Raw genomic sequence first — 20466 nt, 5'->3', positions numbered from 1 at the left:
ATCACCTTTGAAGCAAGTCAGGAATCGTATAAACTATTTCCCTCGACTTAGAATAATAGTACTTCGCTCGTGTATATTTAGCAGCATAATCCTCATCTTTCAACTTGGTAGCAAATGCTGTCTCCTTATCCTTTTCATCACTCAAGGTTTGATACTGAGTTTGCAAGTCTGCTAATTGCTGACGTCTTTGGAGTAATTGTTGATAGCTCTGCGCTAAATTAAAAGTTGGCAAGATAAATAATAGCATAATCAAAATCAATACCCACCCCATAAAACGATTCCGTTTTTGTCGTTCTTTCATCAGGTAGCGACGACGTTGATATTCATTTTGAATAAAAGAATTATTCAATTGTACAATATTTTTAGACATTTTCTTCTACCCGTGTTTCACTGATAATTTCATACATGCCTGCTGCATCTTCTTTTTTTGTACTATCTTTCATCTCCAGTACTTTGACAAGTAGCAACTTATTTCCAAAACGAATTTCAACTTGGTCATTAACTTTCAAATCCGTTGAACTTTTGGCCAAGATTCCATTCACCTTAATTCTGCCTTTATCTGCTACTTCTTTTGCGACTGTACGACGCTTGATAATTCGCGATACTTTTAAATATTTGTCTAATCTCATCCTTATTACCTCAACTTATTATTGTACCATTTTTATCTATTTTATAGAAGAAAAATATCAAATGGAATTTTCTTTCTTAGACTCTTTTATCTCTAATAAACTTTCTCCAAAAATCAGCAGACCTTCTAAAATTTCATAATCTTGCTTATTTTGGACATCAAATACAAGCTCCATTAATCCCTTATTCTCAGCGATGCCTGTTTTTAAGTTCGTTGCGGATAAAGCTTTAAAATAATCTTGAGCTAAAAACAGTCGTTGAGTGACTTTTTCAAATTGAACTGTAATTTTATTATCTTTTCTTTCCACACGTTGAACAAAGATCTTGTCCAAATATGACTTGACTAAACCAATCTCTAAAAGATAGGCTACTACATCCGGGTATTCTCCAAAACGGTCTATCAACTCCTCTTGTAACTCTTCATAATTGACACGATTGTCAATTTGACGAATTTTCTTGTAAATTTCAATCTTATGTCGTTGATCAGAAATATAAGTATCAGGAAGATAGGCATCAATTTGTAAAATCAATTCGGCATTACCTTTGGTTCTTGTGTTAGCATTAGCATTACCGTTTCGTTTAGCAATAGCTTCCTCTAATAACTGCGAATACAATTCAAAACCAACAGAATCAATGAAACCAGACTGGGATTTTCCTAGGAGATTTCCTGCTCCGCGAATCGAAAGATCTCGCATAGCAATCTTAAATCCAGATCCCAATTCTGTAAATCCTTTGATGGCTTCTAATCTCTTCTCAGAGACTTCACTGATTGATTTTTCTGGACGATACATGAGATAGGCATAAGCAATACGATTACTACGACCGACTCTTCCTCTTAACTGATACAAGGTTGACAAGCCCATATGGTCCGCATTTTCAATAAATAAAGTATTGGCATTTGGAATATCCACCCCTGTCTCAATAATGGTAGTCGTCACTAAAATATCATACTGACCTTCAATGAAATCCAGTAGAGTATTTTCTAACTGAATCTCACTCATTTGCCCATGAACATAACCAATCGAAGCCTCTGGAATCAACTCCTGTAATTCTGAAACCTTCTGGTCAATCGTGTCAACTTTGTTGTAAAGATAGTAAACTTGACCTCCACGCTCCATTTCACGCAAAACAGCATCACGAATGACACTCTCATTCTTTTCCAAAACATAGGTTTGCACTGGATAACGATTAGTCGGCGGAGTTTCAATAACAGACAAATCTCTGATTCCCAGCATAGACATATGAAGGGTACGAGGAATTGGCGTAGCGGTCAAGGTTAGGACATCCACTTGTTTTTTCAATTCTTTCAAGGTTTCCTTATGCTTGACACCAAATCTCTGTTCTTCATCAATAATCATCAAGCCCAAATCAGCAAACACAACATCTTTTGACAAAACACGATGGGTTCCAATCAAAATATCAACTTGACCCTTTTTCAATTTTTCAAGTGTTTCAGTCTGCTCTTTTTTACTTCTAAAGCGACTCAACACATCAATATTAACTGCAAAATTTTGGAATCGTTCCTTAAAATTTGTATAGTGCTGTTGCGCTAAAACCGTTGTCGGAACTAGAACGACAACCTGTTTGTGATCATTGACTGCCTTAAAGGCTGCACGCATAGCAACTTCAGTCTTTCCAAAACCAACATCCCCAACTAAAAGTCGATCCATTGGCTGAGAAGCCTGCATATCGCTCTTGATTTCCTCAACACTACGAAGTTGATCATCCGTTTCAACATAAGGGAAGGCATCATCAAAAGCATGTTGATCCTCATCATCAGCTGAGAAAGCAAAACCCTTCAACTGGCTGCGCTCAGAATAAAGTTTGATTAAATCGTCAGCTATATCCTCTACCTGGTTCTTAACTTTTTGCTTGGCTTTTTTGAAATGACCGTCATTTAATTTATTGAGTTTAGGAGCTTTCCCGTCACTTGAAACGTATTTGGACAGTAGATGAATCTGTTCCACTGGGATAGAGATTTGATCCCCGTTTTGGTATTGGACGCTAACATAATCGCGGTGAATCCCTTTGATTTCAATGGTTTCAATTCCTAGGTATTGACCAATTCCATGAATGTGGTGAACAACGTAGTCCCCTTTTTCAAGTTCATTATAATCTTTTAAGCGCTCTGCATTTGAAACATGTTGTCTTCGAAAACGACGTTTTAATTTCTTTTGAAAAATCTCATGTTCAGTAATCACCAGAATTTTTTCATCTACAAAATGAAAACCATGTCTGAGATTGCCCTCGATTAAGTTTACAGATTCTTGACAGATTCTTGACTTATCTCTAGAATCCAATTTAATCTGATATTCCTCTAACACATCCTCCAATGTTTTACTTCCCATTGAATTGCTAGACTGCAGAATAATAGTATAATCCATTTTTTTGTATCGCTCAATTTCTTCTTTTAGAAAAGAAAATTGATTGAAAAACTCCTGCATAGGATATTGATTAAATTGATAAATTTGATCAAACTTGAGATTTCCTAAACCCTTTTGCATATTAGAGAAAAAGGTAACCGGACTCTGTTTTTTATAGATATGCTCTGTATCAGCAAAATACTGCATCTCAGAAAATGCTTTACTATTCTGTAATTCTTCTGTAAAGTATTGTGCTAATTCTCTTTCAAATACTTCATACTGATTCATTAATTTTTGATAATCATCAAAGAATATTGGGGTATCTTTTTCAATATAGTCAAAAACAGTCCACCTCTTGTCATAACACAAAGATAAAAATTTCCGAGAATCTAAATGAACTTGTTTTTGGTAAAAACTTGAAAAAATTTCTTCTAAGTATGATTTTAAAATAGGTGATAACGTTTTTGAAATTTGTTTTTCTAAAGCTGACTGACCTCGTTTATAATCCTTTTCTCTCAAAAGAATATCACTAGCTGGAAAGATAGTAAGTTCTGTCTGATTTTCTTTCGATAATTGTGTTTCGACCTCAAATGACCTGATACCATCAATTTCATCACCAAAAAACTCAATTCGGCAAGGTTCTAACTGGGATATTTCAAAAATATCTAAAATATCTCCTCGAAGACTAAATTCGCCTTGAGTTTGTACTTGTGTAACTTTTCGATAGCCAATTTCCTTCAACTGATGGATAATCGCGTGTTGATCATATTCTTCACCGATTGAGATTTTTACAATACTATCTTTGAATACATTTGGAGACGGTAAAATCAATCGACTTGCTGCGATATTACAAACTAAAATCCCTTTCTTAGATGAATCAGTCAAAAAACGCAAGGCTTCAACCCGTGAAATGATTTTTTCTTGTGAAGACATCAAAAATTCTACCATAGGGGAGTCATCTACCAAAAATGGATAGACAAATTCCTCACCCAAGATAGATAGAAGATCACTAACAAGTCCTTCTGCTTCTCCATAAGTTGACGTCAATAACACAATCTTATCTTCCTGTCTCAAACTACTAGCTATTGCTAAAGCTTTTGTAGAAGTTGACAAACCTAACATTAATTGTCTTTTCTTATCTGTCAGATTTTGATGCCATTTTTTTATCTGATCATTTTCTGAGAATAAATCTAATAAGGTCACCATTTATCCGTTATACCTCTGCATCGTTTTTTCAAAGTTTTTCTCTTGTAAATAGTAGTTTACAGAGTCGTCAACTTTGTCAATAGACTGTAAAATACCGATATAATCATCCTTGTCAAAGGTACTCAAAACATGGTTAACAACTGACATGCCATTTTTAGGTCTTCCGATTCCAATCTTAACACGATTAAAGGTTTGGGTTCCAATATGTTGAATAATAGACTTGATACCATTATGACCACCTGCTGAACCTTTTGCTCTTAAACGAATCTTTCCAACTTCCATGTCAAGATCATCGTAAATGATGAGTAAATCTTCAATATCCAAACCATAATAAGTCAATAAAGCATGAACCGCTTTTCCACTTTCATTCATAAATGTCGTTGGTTTGACAAGATAAATTTTTTCTCCATTTAGGAAAAAGGATGCTAGGTCAGCTTGAAATATCTTATCATGTGTAAAAGTGACATTCTGTTTCTTCGCTAGTTGGTCAATCAACATAAATCCAACATTGTGTTTTGTTTCAAAATATTTATCTCCTGGATTTCCCAAGCCTACAAGTAATTTGGTCATTTATTTTTCCTTTCAAAAGCCAAAAGGGTTGGAATTTTTTTCCAACCTAATTGATACTATTCATTAAATTTTTTAGACATTAAAGCGGAATTCCATGATATCGCCGTCTTGGACGATATATTCTTTTCCTTCTTCACGCAAACGTCCAGCTTCTTTTACGGCCTTTTCAGATCCATATTTCACCAAATCATCGTATGACATGGTTACTGCACGAATAAAACCTTTTTCAAAGTCTGAGTGGATAATACCAGCTGCTTGAGGAGCCTTCATACCACGTTTGAAGGTCCAAGCGCGAACCTCTTTTTCACCAGCTGTGAAGTAAGTTCCCAGTCCAAGCAAATGGTAAGCTGCACGAGTCAACTTATCAACGCCTGATTCTGTCAAACCAAGTGCTTCAAGAAACTCTTGCTTGTCTTCATCGTCTAACTCAGAAATTTCTTCCTCAGCACGCGCAGAAATAACGACTACTTCAGCATTTTCTGTCGCTGCAAATTCACGAATTTGTTTAACATAGTCGATAGAGTCAGGTTCTGAAACCACATCCTCGTCTACATTAGCAACATAGAGCACTGGTTTAGTCGTTAACAGGAAGAGACCTTTGACAACCTTTTGTTCCTCATCTGTAAATTCAATAGTTCGAGCTGATTTTCCATCTTCAAGGACTGGTTTAATCTTTTGAAGAACATTGAATTCTGCTACTGATTCTTTATCTTTTTGCGTACGTGCCATCTTTTCTACACGCGCATATCGTTTGTTCACTGATTCTAAGTCAGCAAGAATCAATTCCAGATTAATTGTATCAATATCTGCAAGTGGATCTACAAAGGCGTCTTCACGTCCTTGCTCGCGCATCACATTTTCATCATCAAAAGCACGAACTACGTGAACAATCGCATCTACTTCACGAATATTGGCTAAGAATTTATTCCCTAGCCCTTCTCCTTTTGAAGCTCCTTTTACAATCCCTGCAATATCTGTAAATTCAAATGTTGTTGGCACTGTCTTTTTAGGAGTAATCATTTCAGTCAATTTTTGTAGACGTTCATCTGGAACTTCCACCATTCCAACATTTGGATCAATAGTCGCAAATGGGTAGTTTGCTGCCTCTGCTCCTGCTTTTGTAATTGCATTAAATAGTGTTGATTTACCAACGTTTGGCAAACCAACGATACCTGCTGTTAAAGCCATATTTTCTCGTTCTCCGTTTTCATTTCAATCCCTAATATTATAACACAAAAAGGGAAAACTTGCTAACCCTCTAACTAAGGGTTCTCAGTCAATAATTTTATTCATTTTTCGCTCAAAATCATAGCGCCCCATCATGACAACATGCTCACAATTACTGCATTTTATTTTGATATCTGCTCCTACACGTGTAATTTCCCAACGATTAGCTTTTTTTCCTGTTGACTTGATAGTACAAGCATGTGGTTTTTTCATCTCAACAAAATTTCCAACTTGATACATACTACTCTCCTTTTCTTTTTCGATTATATCATAAAAGAGGCGAGCCAGGCTCAACCTCTTTCACTTAATTTGTACGAACTGGTGTGATAAGTTGCATGAAGTCCTCGTCAGTATCTGCTGGCACAAGAGTAAATGGACGAACAGCTGAGATAAAGCTAATGGTCACCTTTTCGCTATTTAAAGCTTTAAGAGAATCAATCAAGTAAGTTGGGTTGAAACTAATGGTCAAATCTTCACCTGTAACCTGATCAGTATCGATTTCTTCGTTTACTTTACCAACCTCTGGAGAGTGAACATGGGCGCTAACAATCCCATCTTTAATTTCAAGTTTCACAGTACCATTTTGAGTCGCACTTGATAAAAGACGAGCACGCTCCATTGACTGGCGTAAGTTTACCACATCAAAAGTAATAGTAGTGTTAAAGTCTGTTGGAATCAAGCGATCTGTATCAGGATAGTTTCCTTCTAGGAGACGAGTATAGAAGCTAATATTTTCGCTTCTAAAGAGGATTTGGTTATTGGCAAAGAAAATCTCTACAGTTTCAATATCATCTGTAAATACCGCTGAAAATTCGCGTAGAGAACGGCTCGGAATGACAACATCAAAATCATCACTATTTTTTTCAAGAGTCAATTTTTTCTGGCTTAGACGATGAGAGTCTGTTGCCACTGTTTTTAACTCTTTGTGTTGACTCAATACAAAATGAACACCTGTCAAAATTGGACGACTCTCTTGTGTACTTGCAGCAAAAGCTGTTTCATTGATAATTTTCTTGAGTAATTTTGTTTCAAGAACCAAAGGAGTGCTTGCTGAAATTTCTTGGATTCGTGGGTACTGTTCGCTATCTTTTCCTTTTAGGGTAATTTCTGATTTGCCACTGGTTAAAACAATTTGATTTTGTTCAATTTCTTTAAAATCAAGAGTTACATCAGGTAGACTAGATATCACATTGATGAAGAAAGAAGCTTCAAGAAGAATCGAACCTAAAGAAGTAATTAACAAACCAGCATCTTCATTTTTTTGAGAAATAAAATTTTCAATTGAAATCTGACCATTTGAACCAATTAAAGTAACACCTTCATTGGTCACGTCAATTTTGACTGTTGATAAAATAGGAATGGCATTTTTAGAGCTAATAGCTCTCTTAGTAATATTTAAGGCTTGTAGAAATAAATTTTTATTAATTGAAAAATGAATCATGGATTCTCCTTTATTTATTTTTAGTATTAGAAGGATAATAGTAATAATAGAGTCTGTGAAATCTGTGGAAAACAGACTAAAAGTAAGGCATACCAAGTTTTTTAGCTTGTTTAAAAAATGTGGATAAAAAAGATAAAAAAGCGAAAGTTATCCACAAGTTATTTGATTTTCTTTTTGATTGATTCAATTTCTAAGCGTAAATTATCGTCTTCATCAATCAAAGATTTAATTTTAGCATGGGCATGAATAACTGTTGTGTGATCTTTACCACCAAATTCCTTCCCAATTTTTGGAAGACTATTATCTGTTAGTTCTCTAGATAAATACATGGCTACTTGACGGGCTAACACAATATTTTGAAGGCGTCTACTTCCTTTCATTTCTTTGACGCTGACACCATAAAAGTTACCAACTTCATTTTGGATTTTGTCAATTGGGATGACGAGCATTTGGCTAACATCTTGTTTGCGAGCTCTAATAGCTTCTGCAGCAATATCAATAGTGATATCCTTGATTTTTTTTACTCGGGCAATTAAAGTGATGTCGTTGATAGCTCCCTCAAGATCTCGAACATTTGAATCAAATTGCCCAGCTAGGTATTCTAGAGTATCACTTTGGAAATTGTAGCCTAAATGTTCCGTTTTACTTTGTAAAATGGCAATACGTGTTTCAAAGTCAGGGGGTGTGATAGTTTGTGTCAATCCCCAACTAAAGCGCGTGACAAGCCTTTCTTCGAGCCCTTCTAAATGTTTTGGACTACGATCACTGGTTAGGACAATCTGTTTTTGCTTGTCATGAAGGGCGTTAAAGGTATTGAAAAATTCTTCCTGAGTTGCGACTTTTTTTCCACTGAGTGACTGGATATCATCGATTAACAAAAGATCAAGACTACGATAGGTTTTTTTAAACTTTTCCATTTCACCAAGTCTTAGGTGATCAAGAAAGTCATTAATAAAGCTTTCAGCGGGTATGTATTTAACACGCGCATTCGGAATATTTTTTAGAATTTCATTTCCAATAGCGTTTAACAGGTGAGTCTTACCAAGCCCAGGTCCTCCATAGATAAAAAGAGGATTATAGGTCAAGGCCAAATCTTCAGAGACAGCCAAAGCGGCTGATACTGCCCAAACATTTCCATCCCCTTGAATAAAATTATCAAAGGTATACTTTTCTTTTAATCCCGTATCCGAATAAGGAATAGATGCTAACTTTGGACTATAGTCATAAAGAGTTGAATTTGTAGCTTCTTCAACTTGTGAGATAGCCGTATCTTGAGGTTTAGTGAAAATATAGTGAGGAGTAATCTCAGCATCATAAATTTCAAATCCAGCAACTACAATAATATCTTTTAGTTGTTTTTCCCAGACCATTTCCATTTCAGATCGTGGTAAAAATATAGTGGCAACATTTTCCTCTACCTTGATGAGTTCAGCTTGAATAGCATAGAAATCATACATGGATCGAGTCAGTCTTTCTTGAGCAAATTCTAATATACGATTCCAAAATTGTTTTTCTTTCAATCCTTTCTCCTCCTTTACTATTTAAAAGTTTAATACTAGACCTATTTTACCATAGATAGTAAGAATTTTCCACAAGCTGTGAAAAATAATCCACAATGTTATCAAGTTTTATCCACAGGTTGGGGATAAAGTCAGAAACTATTGATTTATTAAGCTTTTTATCGAAAAAAATAGTGGATAACCTTGTGAGATAAAAAAATAAAAGAACAGCCTTATTTCAGGCTGTTGATAATTCTACTATATTCTTCTTGATTTGAAAAAGAAATAATGATTTTTCCACTATCTTTTTTAGATAGTTTAATTTCTACATCTAATCCGAGTAGTTTTTTTAACTGTTCTTCTTCATTTTGTATGAAATGATCATTTTTTTGCTGTTTCTTTTGTTTTTTCTCTGTCAGAAGAGCTTCTAATTTCCTTACAGAAATATCTTCTTCTATAACCCGTTGAAAGAAATAGTCTTGTTGTTCCTTATTCAATCCAACTAGCGAACGAGCATGTGCTTGTGATAGTTTGCCATTTTCTACTTCTGAAAGGATAGCATCTGGTAAGGAAAGCAAACGAATGGAGTTGCTGATATATGGACGAGACTTTCCCATTTTATCTGCAATTTCAGCATGGGTAAATCCTTTCTCTACAAGAGATTCATAGGCACGTGCTTCTTCTATTGGATTCAAATTTTCTCTCTGTAAATTTTCAATGATGGACTGGACCATCATCTCTTGGTCTGAAAGCTGTTTAACAACAGCGGGGATAGACCTTAGACCAGCTAAAAGTGAAGCCCGATAGCGTCTCTCTCCTGCAAGGATTTCATAACCAATAACAGGAGATTGACGAACAATAATCGGTTGAATGACTCCATTTTCTTTGATAGACTGTGCTAGTTCATCTAGTTTTTCTCTATCAAATTCTTTTCGGGGTTGATAGGGATTTTTTTGTATATCTGTGATAGAAATCATTTCAAATTTTTCCATGATTCTACACTAACACATCTTTTCTATTATGTAAAGTTTTCTTTACATAGATGTCAATTAAGATTCTAAATCACCTGAACTCTTGTCAAGCTTAATAGATGTAGTTTCTTCTTTACCGTTACGATAGTAAGTGATCTTAATGGTGTCTCCGATAGAATGATTGTAAAGAGCACTTTGTAAGTCTGTTGATGAAGCAATATCTTTATCATCCACTTTTGTAATCACATCGTATTTTTCGAGGTGACCATTGGCAGGCATATTACTTTGTACAGAACGAACAACTACGCCAGATGTAACATTACTTGGAATATTGAGTCTTCTGATGTCGCTTGTACTTATATTAGATAAATTAACCATCTGAATTCCCAAAGCTGGACGCGTCACTTTTCCGTTTTTTTCTAACTGTTCAATAATATTGATAGCGTCATTTGCAGGAATTGCGAAACCAAGTCCTTCTACAGATGTTCCTCCATTTGTGGCAATTTTACTTGAGGTAATTCCGATAACCTGTCCTTGAATATTGATCAGTGGGCCACCAGAGTTACCTGGGTTAATAGCAGTATCAGTTTGGATGGCTTTTGTAGAAATGGCTTGTCCATCTTCAGATTTTAAGGATACATTTCGATTGAGACTAGATACGATACCTTGAGTGACAGTATTTGCATATTCAGAACCTAACGGGCTACCAATGGCAATAGCAGTTTCTCCTACGGTTAACTTGCTAGAATCACCAAACTCAGCTACTGTTGTAACTTTTTCTGAAGAGATTTTGACGACAGCAATATCAGAGAAAGTGTCAGCTCCGACGATTTCTCCAGGTACTTTAGTTCCATCTGACAATCGAATATCTACTTTGCTGGCGCCATTTATAACGTGATTGTTGGTGACGATGTAAGCTTCTTTATCATTCTTTTTATAAATAACTCCAGATCCTTCACTAGAGATTTGCTGAGAATCTGTGTCAGTATCATCATTGCCAAATACGCTATTTTGTCTATTTGCTGAATAAGTAATAACAGAAACAACAGCATCTTTTACTTTGTTAACAGCCTGTGTTGTTGAATTTTCGTTCTTATAGGCAGTCTGTGTGATAGTGCTATTGTTGTTAGAGTTGCTTACACTACTTTTTTGAGTTAGTTGAGCTATTGAAAAACTACCCAAGGCTCCACTAAAAAAGCTAATGACGATAACGACTAATAATTGAAACCCTTTTTTGTAAAATGTTTTTAAATGTTTCATATTTGCCTCCATATTTTTGAATTACTGAAAGTATAAACTGACTAGCTTAATTATAACTTAAACACAAAAAGTTTTACACAAACTGTGGATAACTCTTTTAAAACTGTGATTTTCTCAATTGAAATCTATTTTTTATTTTGTGAATAAGATGTGAAAAAATAGAGAATATGTTAGAATAGAGTCATGAAAATTAAAGTTGTAACAGTTGGGAAACTGAAAGAAAAGTATTTAAAAGATGGTATCGCGGAGTATTCAAAACGAATTTCTCGATTTGCTAAACTTGAAATGATTGAGCTAGCAGATGAAAAAACACCAGATAAGGCCAGTGAGTCAGAAAATCAAAAGATTTTAGAAATAGAAGGTCAGAGAATTTTATCAAAAGTTGGTGACCGTGATTTTGTTATTGTGTTAGCCATTGAAGGGAAAACTTTCTCCTCGGAAGAATTTAGTAAGAATTTAGAAGAAGCTTCTATAAAAGGATTTTCTACTCTTACCTTTATCATTGGAGGGAGTTTAGGATTATCATCAGCTGTAAAAAAGAGAGCCAATCTTTCTGTCAGCTTTGGCCGTTTAACCTTGCCCCATCAGTTAATGAGACTAGTTCTTGTTGAACAAATCTATCGCGCTTTTACGATTCAGCAGGGATCACCCTATCATAAATAGAGAATTGACTTTTAATTGAATTTTTGGTAGAATAATTGTGTTAGGTCTCATAGCTCAGCTGGATAGAGCATTCGCCTTCTAAGCGAACGGTCGCAGGTTCGAATCCTGCTGGGATCAATATAGTAGCAAAGCTGGGAATTTTCCCGGCTTTTTTCTTAAAAAAGTACACTTGGGGAGAAAAAAATGACAGTTGAGAGAATTTTATCTAAAATGAAATTCCATTTTGTATAATGGTTTTTGTAAGTTAGCTTACAAGAAAAAAACATTTTAGGAGATTTTATTATGAAAAACACAGTTAAATTGGAACAGTTTGTAGCCTTGAAGGAAAAAGACTTGCAAAATATTAAAGGTGGAGAAAGTAGGATTTCAGACATCCTCCTTGATTTTCTTTTCCAACGAAAAAAGTAATGAAATAAGGAGAAAGAGTAATGAATTTACTTGGATTTGGGACAGTTATTGGTCATTTTTTAATTATTAGTCAAAGTTACCGTTTAATTTGTAAAGGTCAAATAAATAGAAAAGAGCTATACGTTTTTGGTGCTTATACATTACTAGTAGAAGTAGTACTTGAACTTTCCTTTTATCTTCTAAATTTGGATGGGTTAGGGACTGCAACATTTTTACTTCCTTTGGGCTTATATTCCTATTTTCGATGGATGAAACAGTATGAGAGGGATAGAGGACTATTTCTAAGTTTACTACTATCTCTTTTATATGAGAGCACTCATAACTTTCTGTCCGTAACTTTCTCCTCTATAACAGGAGACAATTTTGTTTTACAATATTATTACCCATTCTTTTTCGTTGTAACGGTATTGACCTATGTCGTTATCGTAACAATCATTCATTATTTCCATCTAGAACTAAACTATTTTGATAAGGACTACCTTTATCCCTTCTTGAAAAAAGTATTTTTTGCTTTACTACTGCTCCATACTGCATCTTTCGTTTCAGATATGGTAAGTACGATTAAACATTTGAATAGTTTTGGAAGTATTTTGTCATCTATTGTCTTTATCTCTCTCCTTTTGACCTTCTTTGCAATGAATTCGCATAAAGAACAAATAGAAAAAGAGATTGCGTTGAAGCAGAAGAAATTTGAACAGAAACATTTACAGAATTATACAGATGAAATTGTCGGTCTGTATAATGAAATTCGTGGTTTTCGACATGATTATGCTGGGATGCTTGTCAGTATGCATATGGCAATTGACAGTGGTAATTTACAGGAAATTGACAGAGTTTACAACGAAGTTTTGGTTAAAGCTAATCATAAACTGCGTTCAGATAAGTACACTTACTTTGATTTGAACAACATAGAAGATTCAGCTTTACGAAGTTTGGTTGCTCAGTCCATTGTCTATGCTCGAAATAATGGTGTAGAGTTTACACTGGAAGTAAAAGATACGATTACCAAGCTCCCAATTGAACTATTGGATTTGGTTCGTATTATGAGCGTTTTATTGAATAATGCTGTCGAAGGATCGGCTGATAGTTATAAAAAGCAGATGGAAGTGGCAGTTATTAAGATGGAAACTGAAACAGTGATTGTGATTCAGAATTCATGTAAAATGACGATGACTCCTTCAGGAGATCTATTTGCCTTAGGATTCTCCACTAAGGGAAGAAATCGCGGAGTCGGCCTAAATAATGTGAAAGAACTACTAGATAAGTACAACAATATTATTTTAGAAACAGAGATGGAAGGCAGTACATTTAGACAAATTATTAGATTTAAGAGGGAATTTGAATGAAAGTTTTAATTTTAGAGGATGTTATTGAACATCAAGTGAGACTAGAAAGAATATTGGATGAAATTTCGAAAGAATCGAATATTCCAATATCATACAAGACAACAGGAAAAGTCCGTGAATTTGAAGAATACATTGAAAATGATGAAGTAAATCAGCTTTATTTCCTAGATATCGATATTCATGGAATTGAGAAAAAGGGATTTGAAGTGGCTCAGCTCATTCGTCATTACAATCCTTACGCTATTATCGTCTTTATCACCAGTAGATCAGAGTTTGCGACTTTGACCTATAAATATCAAGTATCAGCCCTAGATTTTGTTGATAAGGATATCAATGATGAGATGTTTAAGAAGAGAATTGAGCAAAATATCTTCTACACGAAGAGTATGTTACTTGAAAATGAAGATGTTGTAGATTATTTTGACTACAATTATAAGGGAAATGATTTAAAAATCCCTTACCATGATATTTTGTATATTGAGACAACAGGAGTCTCTCATAAATTGCGCATTATTGGTAAGAATTTTGCCAAAGAGTTTTACGGTACCATGACAGATATTCAGGAAAAGGACAAACATACTCAGCGATTTTATTCTCCTCATAAGTCATTTTTGGTAAATATAGGCAATATCAGAGAAATTGATCGAAAGAATCTAGAAGTTGTTTTCTATGAAGACCATCGCTGTCCTATTTCGAGGTTAAAAATTAGAAAGTTAAAAGATATTTTAGAGAAAAAATCTCAAAAGTGATTGACAATTAGTAAGAAATTGATATAATGGTTATATCTGCTACAGATAGAAGGTCCGTTGGTCAAGGGGTTAAGACACCGCCTTTTCACGGCGGTAACACGGGTTCGAATCCCGTACGGACTATTTTATCCGCCATAGCTCAGTTGGTAGTAGCGCATGACTGTTAATCATGATGTCGTAGGTTCGAGTCCTACTGGCGGAGTATAGATAAAAGGGAACACAACTGTGTTCCTCTTTTTGTATCAATTTGTATCACCAAGCATCATCATAAGGAAGTCTGTTATTTCTTGAGGACTTTCTTTTTTTCCGTGTGCAATCCAAGTTTGACAAACACCAAAAAGTGCATGAGTTAGATAGATGCTACTATATTCTAATTCAGTGGTATTTAGATTTAGTTGCATAAAGCGTTTTTGTAAATCCGTACTAAGCATGATATGAAGTTTATTTCGTAAGAAATTTTGGATTTCTTTAGTCCCATTTTCAGAAAGAAGGGCAGCCAGAAGTGGTTCTGATTCTAGATATTCAAATACTTCTAAAATAGCATCTCTTTTGTGATGAGCATGTTTTTGAAAAATATATTCAAATGTATGAAATAGCTTACTTTGATAGTGCTCGATCATATCATACTTATCCTTATAGTGCGTATAGAAGCTGGAACGACTAATTCCGGCTTTTTCTGCTAACTTGACAGTAGAAATTTGATCAAATGGCTGTTCCATCAGTAATTGTACCATAGCATTTTCAATAGTTCGCTTTGTTTTTAAGCGTTTGTTACTTTCTTTCATATTTCCTCCTTGTAAACAAATTAGACTATATGTCTAAAAATGGATTTTTTATCTTGTAATTTAGATTTTTTATTGTATAATCTATTATATCAAAATTTTAGACAATATGTTTAAAAAAGGAGAAACTATGTTTAAAGAATGGAAAGCAATTTTTAAAAAACCAACCTTTATTATTGTCATGATAGGGATTTCTCTTATTCCAGCTCTGTACAATATCATATTTTTGTCCTCAATGTGGGATCCATATGGTCAATTGTCTGACTTACCTGTGGCAGTTGTCAATCATGATAAAGATGCTTCCTATAATGGTAATAGCATGTCTATAGGAAAAGACATGGTGACCAATTTAAAAGAAAATAAAACCTTGGATTTTCATTTTGTAGATGAAGAGGAAGGAAAGAAGGGATTGGAAGATGGCGATTACTATATGGTAGTGACTTTACCAAGTGATTTATCTGAAAAAGCAGCTTCTATTTTAACGGATCATCCAGAGCAAATGCAAATCGATTATCAGACTTCAAGTGGTCATAGTTTTATTGCCAGCAAGATGAGTGATTCTGCAATGACACAATTAAAGCAGAGTGTTTCTACCAATGTAACCGAGACCTATACTAAAGCTTTATTCAACAAAATGGTCAATTTAAAGGATGGTATGAGTCAAGCAGCTTCTGGTAGTGAAAAATTAACTGATGGAGTGAATCAGTTAGTGACAGGAAGTCAAACATTAACTACTAACCTACACTCTTTAGCAGCTTCAAGTTTAACCTTTTCAAATGGAACGGAGCAGTTTACTAAAGGATTATCTGCTTATGTTTCTGGTGTTGAACAACTTCATCTTGGCTTAGGAAATTTTAATAGTGGTTTAGTTACATATACTGGTGCAGTGAGTCAATTAGATAGCGGATTAGGTCAATTATCTTCTAAAAGTCCTGAATTAGTAAGAGGAATCAATCAGTTATATACTGGTGTAGAATCCTATACTGGCGGTGTTTCTCAGCTTAATGCTGGTCTTAATCAATTTTCATCTGGTGTTAGTGCCTACACCAATGGAGTGGGAAATCTTGCAACAGGTGCTAATCAGTTATCCAATCAATCAGCTACACTTCGAATGGGTATGGAGCAATTAAGTGAAGGAATTCAACAACTTTCTAGCAAGTTAGATGCTTCGTCTGGGAAAAAAGATCAAATTAATCAATTATCTTCTGGTCTGAATCAGTTAAATCAAGTTATTCAAAATATTGATGTTGGAGATACAAAACAATTAGATTCTGTTTTATCAAGTATAGCATCTCTTTCTAATCAAATGTTAGCAAGTGCTCAGTCTGAAAAAGCAACTACATTAGCCAATATTCAATCGACAGCAGCTTATCAATCATTGACAAGTGAGCAACAAGCTGAGATAAGTGCTTCTGTATCTCAAAATTCGACTGATAGTATTCAATCAGCACAGTCAATTGTAGCTTTAGTTCAAGGTTTACAAGGAAGTTTAGAAAACTTACAAAATCAATCTTCTAATCTTTCGACTTTAAAAAATCAAGCTAATCAAGTATTACCGCTTGCTTCTACTTCTTTGACAGGATTGACAAGTGGATTAACAGAGATACAAGGAGCTGTTGCTAGCAAATTAGTTCCTGCCAGTCAGTCGATTACATCGGGTGTAAATGCATATACTGCAGGTGTTGATAAAGTTTCTCAAGGCGCAAGTCAACTAAGTGAAAAGAATTCCACCTTGACAGGTAGTCTGGATCAACTAGTTTCAGGCTCAACTACCTTGACACAAAAATCTTCTAACTTGACAGCAGGAGTTGGTCAATTAGTTGAAAAAACTCCAGAATTAGTATCTGGTATTGAAAAATTATCAACTGGCTCTAACCAATTGAATCAAAAGAGTCAAGAATTGATAGCAGGAATTGATAAATTACAATCAGGATCTGGGAAATTAGCAGACAAATCCAGTCAGTTACTTTCAGGTGCTTCTCAATTAGAGAATGGAGCTAATAAATTGGCAGATGGATCTGGGAAACTAGCAGAAGGTGGAACAAAGTTAACTTCTGGATTGGAAGGTTTACAGACAGGAGCTGCTTCTTTAGGACAAGGACTAAGTAATGCTAGTGATCAACTCAAGTCAGCATCAACAGAATCTAAAAATGCAGAGATTTTGTCAAATCCTCTCAGTCTATCCAAAACTGACAATGACCAAGTTCCTGTAAATGGAATTGCAATGGCTCCTTATATGATATCAGTTGCTCTCTTTGTTGCAGCAATATCAACGAATATGATCTTTGCGAAGTTGCCTTCAGGACGTCATCCAGAGAGCCGTTGGGCTTGGTTGAAATCTCGAGCAGAAATAAATGGTATTATAGCTGTTTTAGCAGGAATTTTGGTATATGGAGGAGTTCATCTTATTGGTTTAACTGCAAATCATGAGATGAGAACATTTATTCTCATTATCCTAACAAGTTTAGTATTCATGTCCATGGTGACCGCTTTAACAACATGGAATAGTCGTATAGGAGCTTTCTTTTCTCTTATCTTGCTTTTATTACAGTTAGCATCAAGTGCAGGTACTTATCCACTTGCCTTGACAAATGATTTCTTTAGAGCTATTAATCCCTGGTTACCAATGAGTTATTCAGTTTCGGGATTACGACAAACAATCTCTATGACAGGAAATATTCATCATCAAGTTATTTTCCTTGCCGTTATATTAGTACTATTTATTTGTTTAGGTATGCTAGCCTATCAACCTAAGAAAATGGAAGAAGATTAAAAAAATCGACCAACTGGTCGATTTTTTTATGTCTTAGATGATTTTCGTTTGTGATTATAGATTCCAAATAGTAAAAGAGAAGTAAAGGAACAGATTGCTCCAGTAATAAAACCATTGGGAATAAAGGAAAGTGTAATAGTTCCTTTTCCCTTAGGAACGTCAACTTTCATAAAGCCAGTTTGAGCTTGTTTCATTTCTATTTTCTTATCATCTTGGTAGGCAGACCAACCTTTGTCATAAGGAATAGTGAAAAAAATAGATGTATCTTGTTGGACATCATATGTAGCAAAAACATTGTTTTTAGAAGTTGATACTGTGACAGGTTGTTCTTTAATTTTTTGAATTGCCTCAGTTAAAGTTTGGGTATCTAAACGGTAGAAGGTAGGAGATTCAAATGATACTTGTGAATTTCCAGGGAAACTAACATGAATATTAAAAGTTTTTGTATCTTTTGTATAGCCTAGATTAAAGAAGGAGAAGACATTATCAGTTGTAAAAGTTTTCTTTTTTCCATTGACAAGGATGTCAACCTTCTTTTGTTTGTCATTAGAAAAGTGAAGGTTTGTGAAAGAAAGATAAACTTGGCTGTTTTCTGGCACTTCAATTTGATACTGTATTGATGCATCCTCATTTGAAGAACTTGTGACACTAGTCAAATCATTAGTATTTTCAGTTTTTTCATAGGGGATTGGAGAAAAATAATCAAAATCGACGTTAGCAAGTTGATTTAAAAACGAGGCCTGATTATCCAAAGTGTGTTCATTGAACTTGACATCATTGTAAACAGATTGACTAGCAAATGCAATCGGAAGGGAGTATTGATTTTCATATAGGGTAAGATTATCTTTTTGATATACATCTTGGAAACCATACTTATCAATAGGGTTTTCTGAGATATTGTACTGGATGCCAAATAAACTATCAGCCAAAATACTATTATTTGCATAGCGTAGATTGAGATTAGTCCCAGAGGATTTAAACCCAAGTTTATCCAAAGTAGAGCTTGCTGAACGATTTCGAACAGATGAAAATTGAGAGATTCCATTGTAGTTGAATTTCATACTGTCATTTCCTGTTTGAGTTTCTAGTTTCTCACTACGAGTAAATTGATTTCCAATATATGTTGAGAAAGATTCCATAGCTGGGATATCTCGATTATATGAACTTCGAGAAGCAAAACCCCATTCTTTAGCAATTCCGTCTATTTGAGATGAAGCATTTAAACTCATTTCAACCATTATAAATAAAGAGATTAGAATGGCAAATAGATTTACAGAGATAAACTTTTTGATAACTGCAAGGAGTAAAAGCGAATAGACAACCAAAAATTCAAGAGTAAGCAGAATATTCAAATCTGTTAAAAAAGAATAATGTGATTTTAGATATATGGTAGCTAAAAATCCTGTTACTATAAGAAAAAGCGAAACTAAAAAATTCCAGATTTTAATTTCTTTCAGACGATTTAAGACTTCCGCTGCTGTGTAAATTAACAAGGTAGAGAAAATCCAAGCATAGCGATGTAAAAACATGTTTGGAGTATGCATGCCTTGCCAAAATAAATCAAGAGCTTCTATATAAAAGCTAGCAATTAGAAATTCAAAGAAGATTGCATAGATAAGTTTCACGTGAAACTTAATGGATTTCAGCGTAAAAAATAAAATGGTCAAAATAAAGGGAAGTAGTCCTACAAAAATCATTGGAATAGCCCCATACTTTGTTGTATCAAAGGAACCGATGAATTGCTTAGCAAAGAGATCAAGATACCAGCTACTTTCAGTTTGAAACTTTGTAACTTCAGTCAATTTTTCCCCATGTGTCTGTAAATCAAACAGAGTAGGAAGAGTCAGAATCAAACTAGCCATACCAGCTAAAAAGGAGATAACTATGAAATCAAGAACAGATGATTTTCGAGTCTTAAAGTCCCACGAAATTTGACAGAGATACCAGAAAATAAGAAACAATACTGTCATATATCCAAAATAATAATTTTGAATAAACAAAATTGACAGACTTGTAAAGTACAATAGGAATTTCTTTTCAGTTATCAGCAGATGTAAACCAGTTATAATTAAAGGAATCAAGATAAAAACATCTAGCCAGGTTTTTATCTCTAATTGACTGACAGTGAAACTCATCAGAGCATAGGAAGTAGATAAAGCTAGTTTTAAAGGCTTAGGAATCGATTGAAATAATTTATTTAAACTAAAGTAAGTTGACAGTCCAATCAATCCAAATTTTAAGAGAGTTGTCAGATAGACAGTATCTGGCATATTCATTAGATCAAAAAAGTAAACTAGAGGTGAAAGGAAACTTCCCAAGTAATAACTAGATAGGGCATAGAAATTTAATCCGAGGCCACTTGTAAAGGTGTAAAACAGACTACCATTTCCATGTAGGATATTTCGTAAAGCTACATCAAAAATAACGTATTGATGAAAACCATCTCCTAATAGAGGAGAGTTGTCGCTATTCCAGTAGATACCTTGAGATAGGTATACTCCTATCATAATGATTATGGGAATGATGAAAGAAACAAAATAGGTCCAATATGTTTTAAAAAATAATTTCATGTTACCTCATA

The 20466-nt window shown here is 34.5% G+C and carries 17 protein-coding genes and 3 tRNA genes; 8 read left to right on the top strand and 12 right to left on the bottom strand.

The features are described from left to right. Nucleotide 1: 1 nt before the first annotated feature. From HT721_RS03795 to HT721_RS03750, 10 genes are all read right to left on the bottom strand, one after another. Nucleotides 2-370 (bottom strand): septum formation initiator family protein, encoded by a 369-nt coding sequence (locus tag HT721_RS03795; protein WP_000041912.1) that lies wholly within the window; start codon nucleotides 368-370, stop codon nucleotides 2-4. Continuing rightward, nucleotides 363-629, bottom strand: coding sequence for an RNA-binding S4 domain-containing protein (locus HT721_RS03790; RefSeq protein ID WP_001234978.1), 267 nt, complete (start codon nucleotides 627-629; stop codon nucleotides 363-365). Before HT721_RS03790 ends, HT721_RS03795 begins: the two co-directional genes overlap by 8 nt. A gap of 57 nt (nucleotides 630-686) precedes the next feature. Beyond that, on the bottom strand, nucleotides 687-4196 hold the full coding sequence (mfd, locus tag HT721_RS03785; protein ID WP_173212979.1) for a transcription-repair coupling factor: 3510 nt from the start codon (nucleotides 4194-4196) through the stop codon (nucleotides 687-689). Further along, nucleotides 4197-4766: an aminoacyl-tRNA hydrolase gene (gene pth / locus HT721_RS03780; protein ID WP_000163938.1), complete on the bottom strand. Its 570-nt coding sequence runs from the start codon at nucleotides 4764-4766 to the stop codon at nucleotides 4197-4199. Between the two features lie 72 nt (nucleotides 4767-4838). Beyond that, nucleotides 4839-5954 carry a redox-regulated ATPase YchF gene (ychF, locus tag HT721_RS03775; protein WP_001218712.1) on the bottom strand — a complete coding sequence of 372 codons (1116 nt, stop codon included), beginning with the start codon at nucleotides 5952-5954 and terminating at the stop codon, nucleotides 4839-4841. A gap of 84 nt (nucleotides 5955-6038) precedes the next feature. Further along, entirely contained in the window at nucleotides 6039-6233 is a 195-nt protein-coding gene (locus tag HT721_RS03770; RefSeq protein ID WP_000285191.1) for a DUF951 family protein, read from the bottom strand. A 64-nt stretch (nucleotides 6234-6297) separates the two neighbouring features. After that, nucleotides 6298-7434, bottom strand: a complete 1137-nt coding sequence (gene dnaN, locus HT721_RS03765; protein WP_050209154.1) for a DNA polymerase III subunit beta — start codon at nucleotides 7432-7434, stop codon at nucleotides 6298-6300. Between the two features lie 158 nt (nucleotides 7435-7592). After that, complete coding sequence (gene dnaA, locus HT721_RS03760) at nucleotides 7593-8954, bottom strand: chromosomal replication initiator protein DnaA (RefSeq protein ID WP_023944973.1); 1362 nt, start codon at nucleotides 8952-8954, stop codon at nucleotides 7593-7595. Between the two features lie 212 nt (nucleotides 8955-9166). Beyond that, nucleotides 9167-9925, bottom strand: a complete 759-nt coding sequence (locus HT721_RS03755) for a ParB/RepB/Spo0J family partition protein (protein WP_173212977.1) — start codon at nucleotides 9923-9925, stop codon at nucleotides 9167-9169. A gap of 57 nt (nucleotides 9926-9982) precedes the next feature. Then, complete coding sequence (locus HT721_RS03750) at nucleotides 9983-11164, bottom strand: S1C family serine protease (protein WP_050242853.1); 1182 nt, start codon at nucleotides 11162-11164, stop codon at nucleotides 9983-9985. A gap of 183 nt (nucleotides 11165-11347) precedes the next feature. On the opposite strand from HT721_RS03750, the gene rlmH reads away from it, so the two are divergent. The 7 genes from rlmH to HT721_RS03715 all read left to right on the top strand — a co-directional run bounded on the left by rlmH (nucleotide 11348) and on the right by HT721_RS03715 (nucleotide 14532). Further along, nucleotides 11348-11827 (top strand): 23S rRNA (pseudouridine(1915)-N(3))-methyltransferase RlmH, encoded by a 480-nt coding sequence (rlmH, locus tag HT721_RS03745; RefSeq protein ID WP_173212975.1) that lies wholly within the window; start codon nucleotides 11348-11350, stop codon nucleotides 11825-11827. 43 nt (nucleotides 11828-11870) lie between these two features. Next, a tRNA-Arg gene (locus HT721_RS03740) sits at nucleotides 11871-11944 on the top strand. Between the two features lie 165 nt (nucleotides 11945-12109). Beyond that, the gene (comC, locus tag HT721_RS03735) at nucleotides 12110-12235 is read left to right on the top strand and encodes a competence-stimulating peptide ComC (protein ID WP_173212972.1); all 126 of its coding nucleotides are present in this window, start codon (nucleotides 12110-12112) and stop codon (nucleotides 12233-12235) included. 20 nt (nucleotides 12236-12255) lie between these two features. After that, the gene (comD, locus tag HT721_RS03730; RefSeq protein WP_173212969.1) at nucleotides 12256-13581 is read left to right on the top strand and encodes a competence system sensor histidine kinase ComD; all 1326 of its coding nucleotides are present in this window, start codon (nucleotides 12256-12258) and stop codon (nucleotides 13579-13581) included. After that, nucleotides 13578-14330, top strand: coding sequence for a competence system response regulator transcription factor ComE (comE, locus tag HT721_RS03725; RefSeq protein WP_000866069.1), 753 nt, complete (start codon nucleotides 13578-13580; stop codon nucleotides 14328-14330). The genes comD and comE overlap by 4 nt, the downstream gene beginning before the upstream one ends. 51 nt (nucleotides 14331-14381) lie before the next feature. Next, nucleotides 14382-14453, top strand: a tRNA-Glu gene (locus HT721_RS03720). 5 nt (nucleotides 14454-14458) lie between these two features. Next, nucleotides 14459-14532: transfer RNA gene (locus HT721_RS03715), tRNA-Asn, on the top strand. 40 nt (nucleotides 14533-14572) lie between these two features. On the opposite strand, the gene HT721_RS03710 is transcribed toward HT721_RS03715, so the two are convergent. Then, on the bottom strand, nucleotides 14573-15115 hold the full coding sequence (locus HT721_RS03710; RefSeq protein WP_049511269.1) for a TetR-like C-terminal domain-containing protein: 543 nt from the start codon (nucleotides 15113-15115) through the stop codon (nucleotides 14573-14575). 127 nt (nucleotides 15116-15242) lie between these two features. Here HT721_RS03710 and HT721_RS03705 point away from each other — a divergent pair, with 127 nt between their 5' ends. Further along, nucleotides 15243-17885: a YhgE/Pip domain-containing protein gene (locus tag HT721_RS03705; protein WP_100910940.1), complete on the top strand. Its 2643-nt coding sequence runs from the start codon at nucleotides 15243-15245 to the stop codon at nucleotides 17883-17885. A 26-nt stretch (nucleotides 17886-17911) separates the two neighbouring features. Here HT721_RS03705 and HT721_RS03700 read toward each other — a convergent pair whose 3' ends face one another. Beyond that, nucleotides 17912-20455: a YfhO family protein gene (locus HT721_RS03700; protein WP_173212967.1), complete on the bottom strand. Its 2544-nt coding sequence runs from the start codon at nucleotides 20453-20455 to the stop codon at nucleotides 17912-17914. Nucleotides 20456-20466 lie beyond the last annotated feature (11 nt).

It is taken from the genome of Streptococcus sp. 4094, from assembly GCF_013277125.1.
Lineage (GTDB): Bacteria > Bacillota > Bacilli > Lactobacillales > Streptococcaceae > Streptococcus.
Note: the sequence above shows the minus strand (reverse complement) of the source record. Positions and strands in the feature narration are given on the sequence as shown.

Excerpts from the sequence above, each read along its gene's own strand:
- HT721_RS03795 (WP_000041912.1), bottom strand. The coding sequence starts at position 370 with ATGTCTAAAAATATTGTACAATTGAATAATTCTTTTATTCAAAATGAA.
- HT721_RS03790 (WP_001234978.1), bottom strand. The coding sequence starts at position 629 with ATGAGATTAGACAAATATTTAAAAGTATCGCGAATTATCAAGCGTCGT.
- mfd (WP_173212979.1), bottom strand. The coding sequence starts at position 4,196 with ATGGTGACCTTATTAGATTTATTCTCAGAAAATGATCAGATAAAAAAA.
- pth (WP_000163938.1), bottom strand. The coding sequence starts at position 4,766 with ATGACCAAATTACTTGTAGGCTTGGGAAATCCAGGAGATAAATATTTT.
- ychF (WP_001218712.1), bottom strand. The coding sequence starts at position 5,954 with ATGGCTTTAACAGCAGGTATCGTTGGTTTGCCAAACGTTGGTAAATCA.
- HT721_RS03770 (WP_000285191.1), bottom strand. The coding sequence starts at position 6,233 with ATGTATCAAGTTGGAAATTTTGTTGAGATGAAAAAACCACATGCTTGT.
- dnaN (WP_050209154.1), bottom strand. The coding sequence starts at position 7,434 with ATGATTCATTTTTCAATTAATAAAAATTTATTTCTACAAGCCTTAAAT.
- HT721_RS03755 (WP_173212977.1), bottom strand. The coding sequence starts at position 9,925 with ATGGAAAAATTTGAAATGATTTCTATCACAGATATACAAAAAAATCCC.
- HT721_RS03750 (WP_050242853.1), bottom strand. The coding sequence starts at position 11,164 with ATGAAACATTTAAAAACATTTTACAAAAAAGGGTTTCAATTATTAGTC.
- rlmH (WP_173212975.1), top strand. The coding sequence starts at position 11,348 with ATGAAAATTAAAGTTGTAACAGTTGGGAAACTGAAAGAAAAGTATTTA.
- comC (WP_173212972.1), top strand. The coding sequence starts at position 12,110 with ATGAAAAACACAGTTAAATTGGAACAGTTTGTAGCCTTGAAGGAAAAA.
- comD (WP_173212969.1), top strand. The coding sequence starts at position 12,256 with ATGAATTTACTTGGATTTGGGACAGTTATTGGTCATTTTTTAATTATT.
- comE (WP_000866069.1), top strand. The coding sequence starts at position 13,578 with ATGAAAGTTTTAATTTTAGAGGATGTTATTGAACATCAAGTGAGACTA.
- HT721_RS03710 (WP_049511269.1), bottom strand. The coding sequence starts at position 15,115 with ATGAAAGAAAGTAACAAACGCTTAAAAACAAAGCGAACTATTGAAAAT.
- HT721_RS03705 (WP_100910940.1), top strand. The coding sequence starts at position 15,243 with ATGTTTAAAGAATGGAAAGCAATTTTTAAAAAACCAACCTTTATTATT.
- HT721_RS03700 (WP_173212967.1), bottom strand. The coding sequence starts at position 20,455 with ATGAAATTATTTTTTAAAACATATTGGACCTATTTTGTTTCTTTCATC.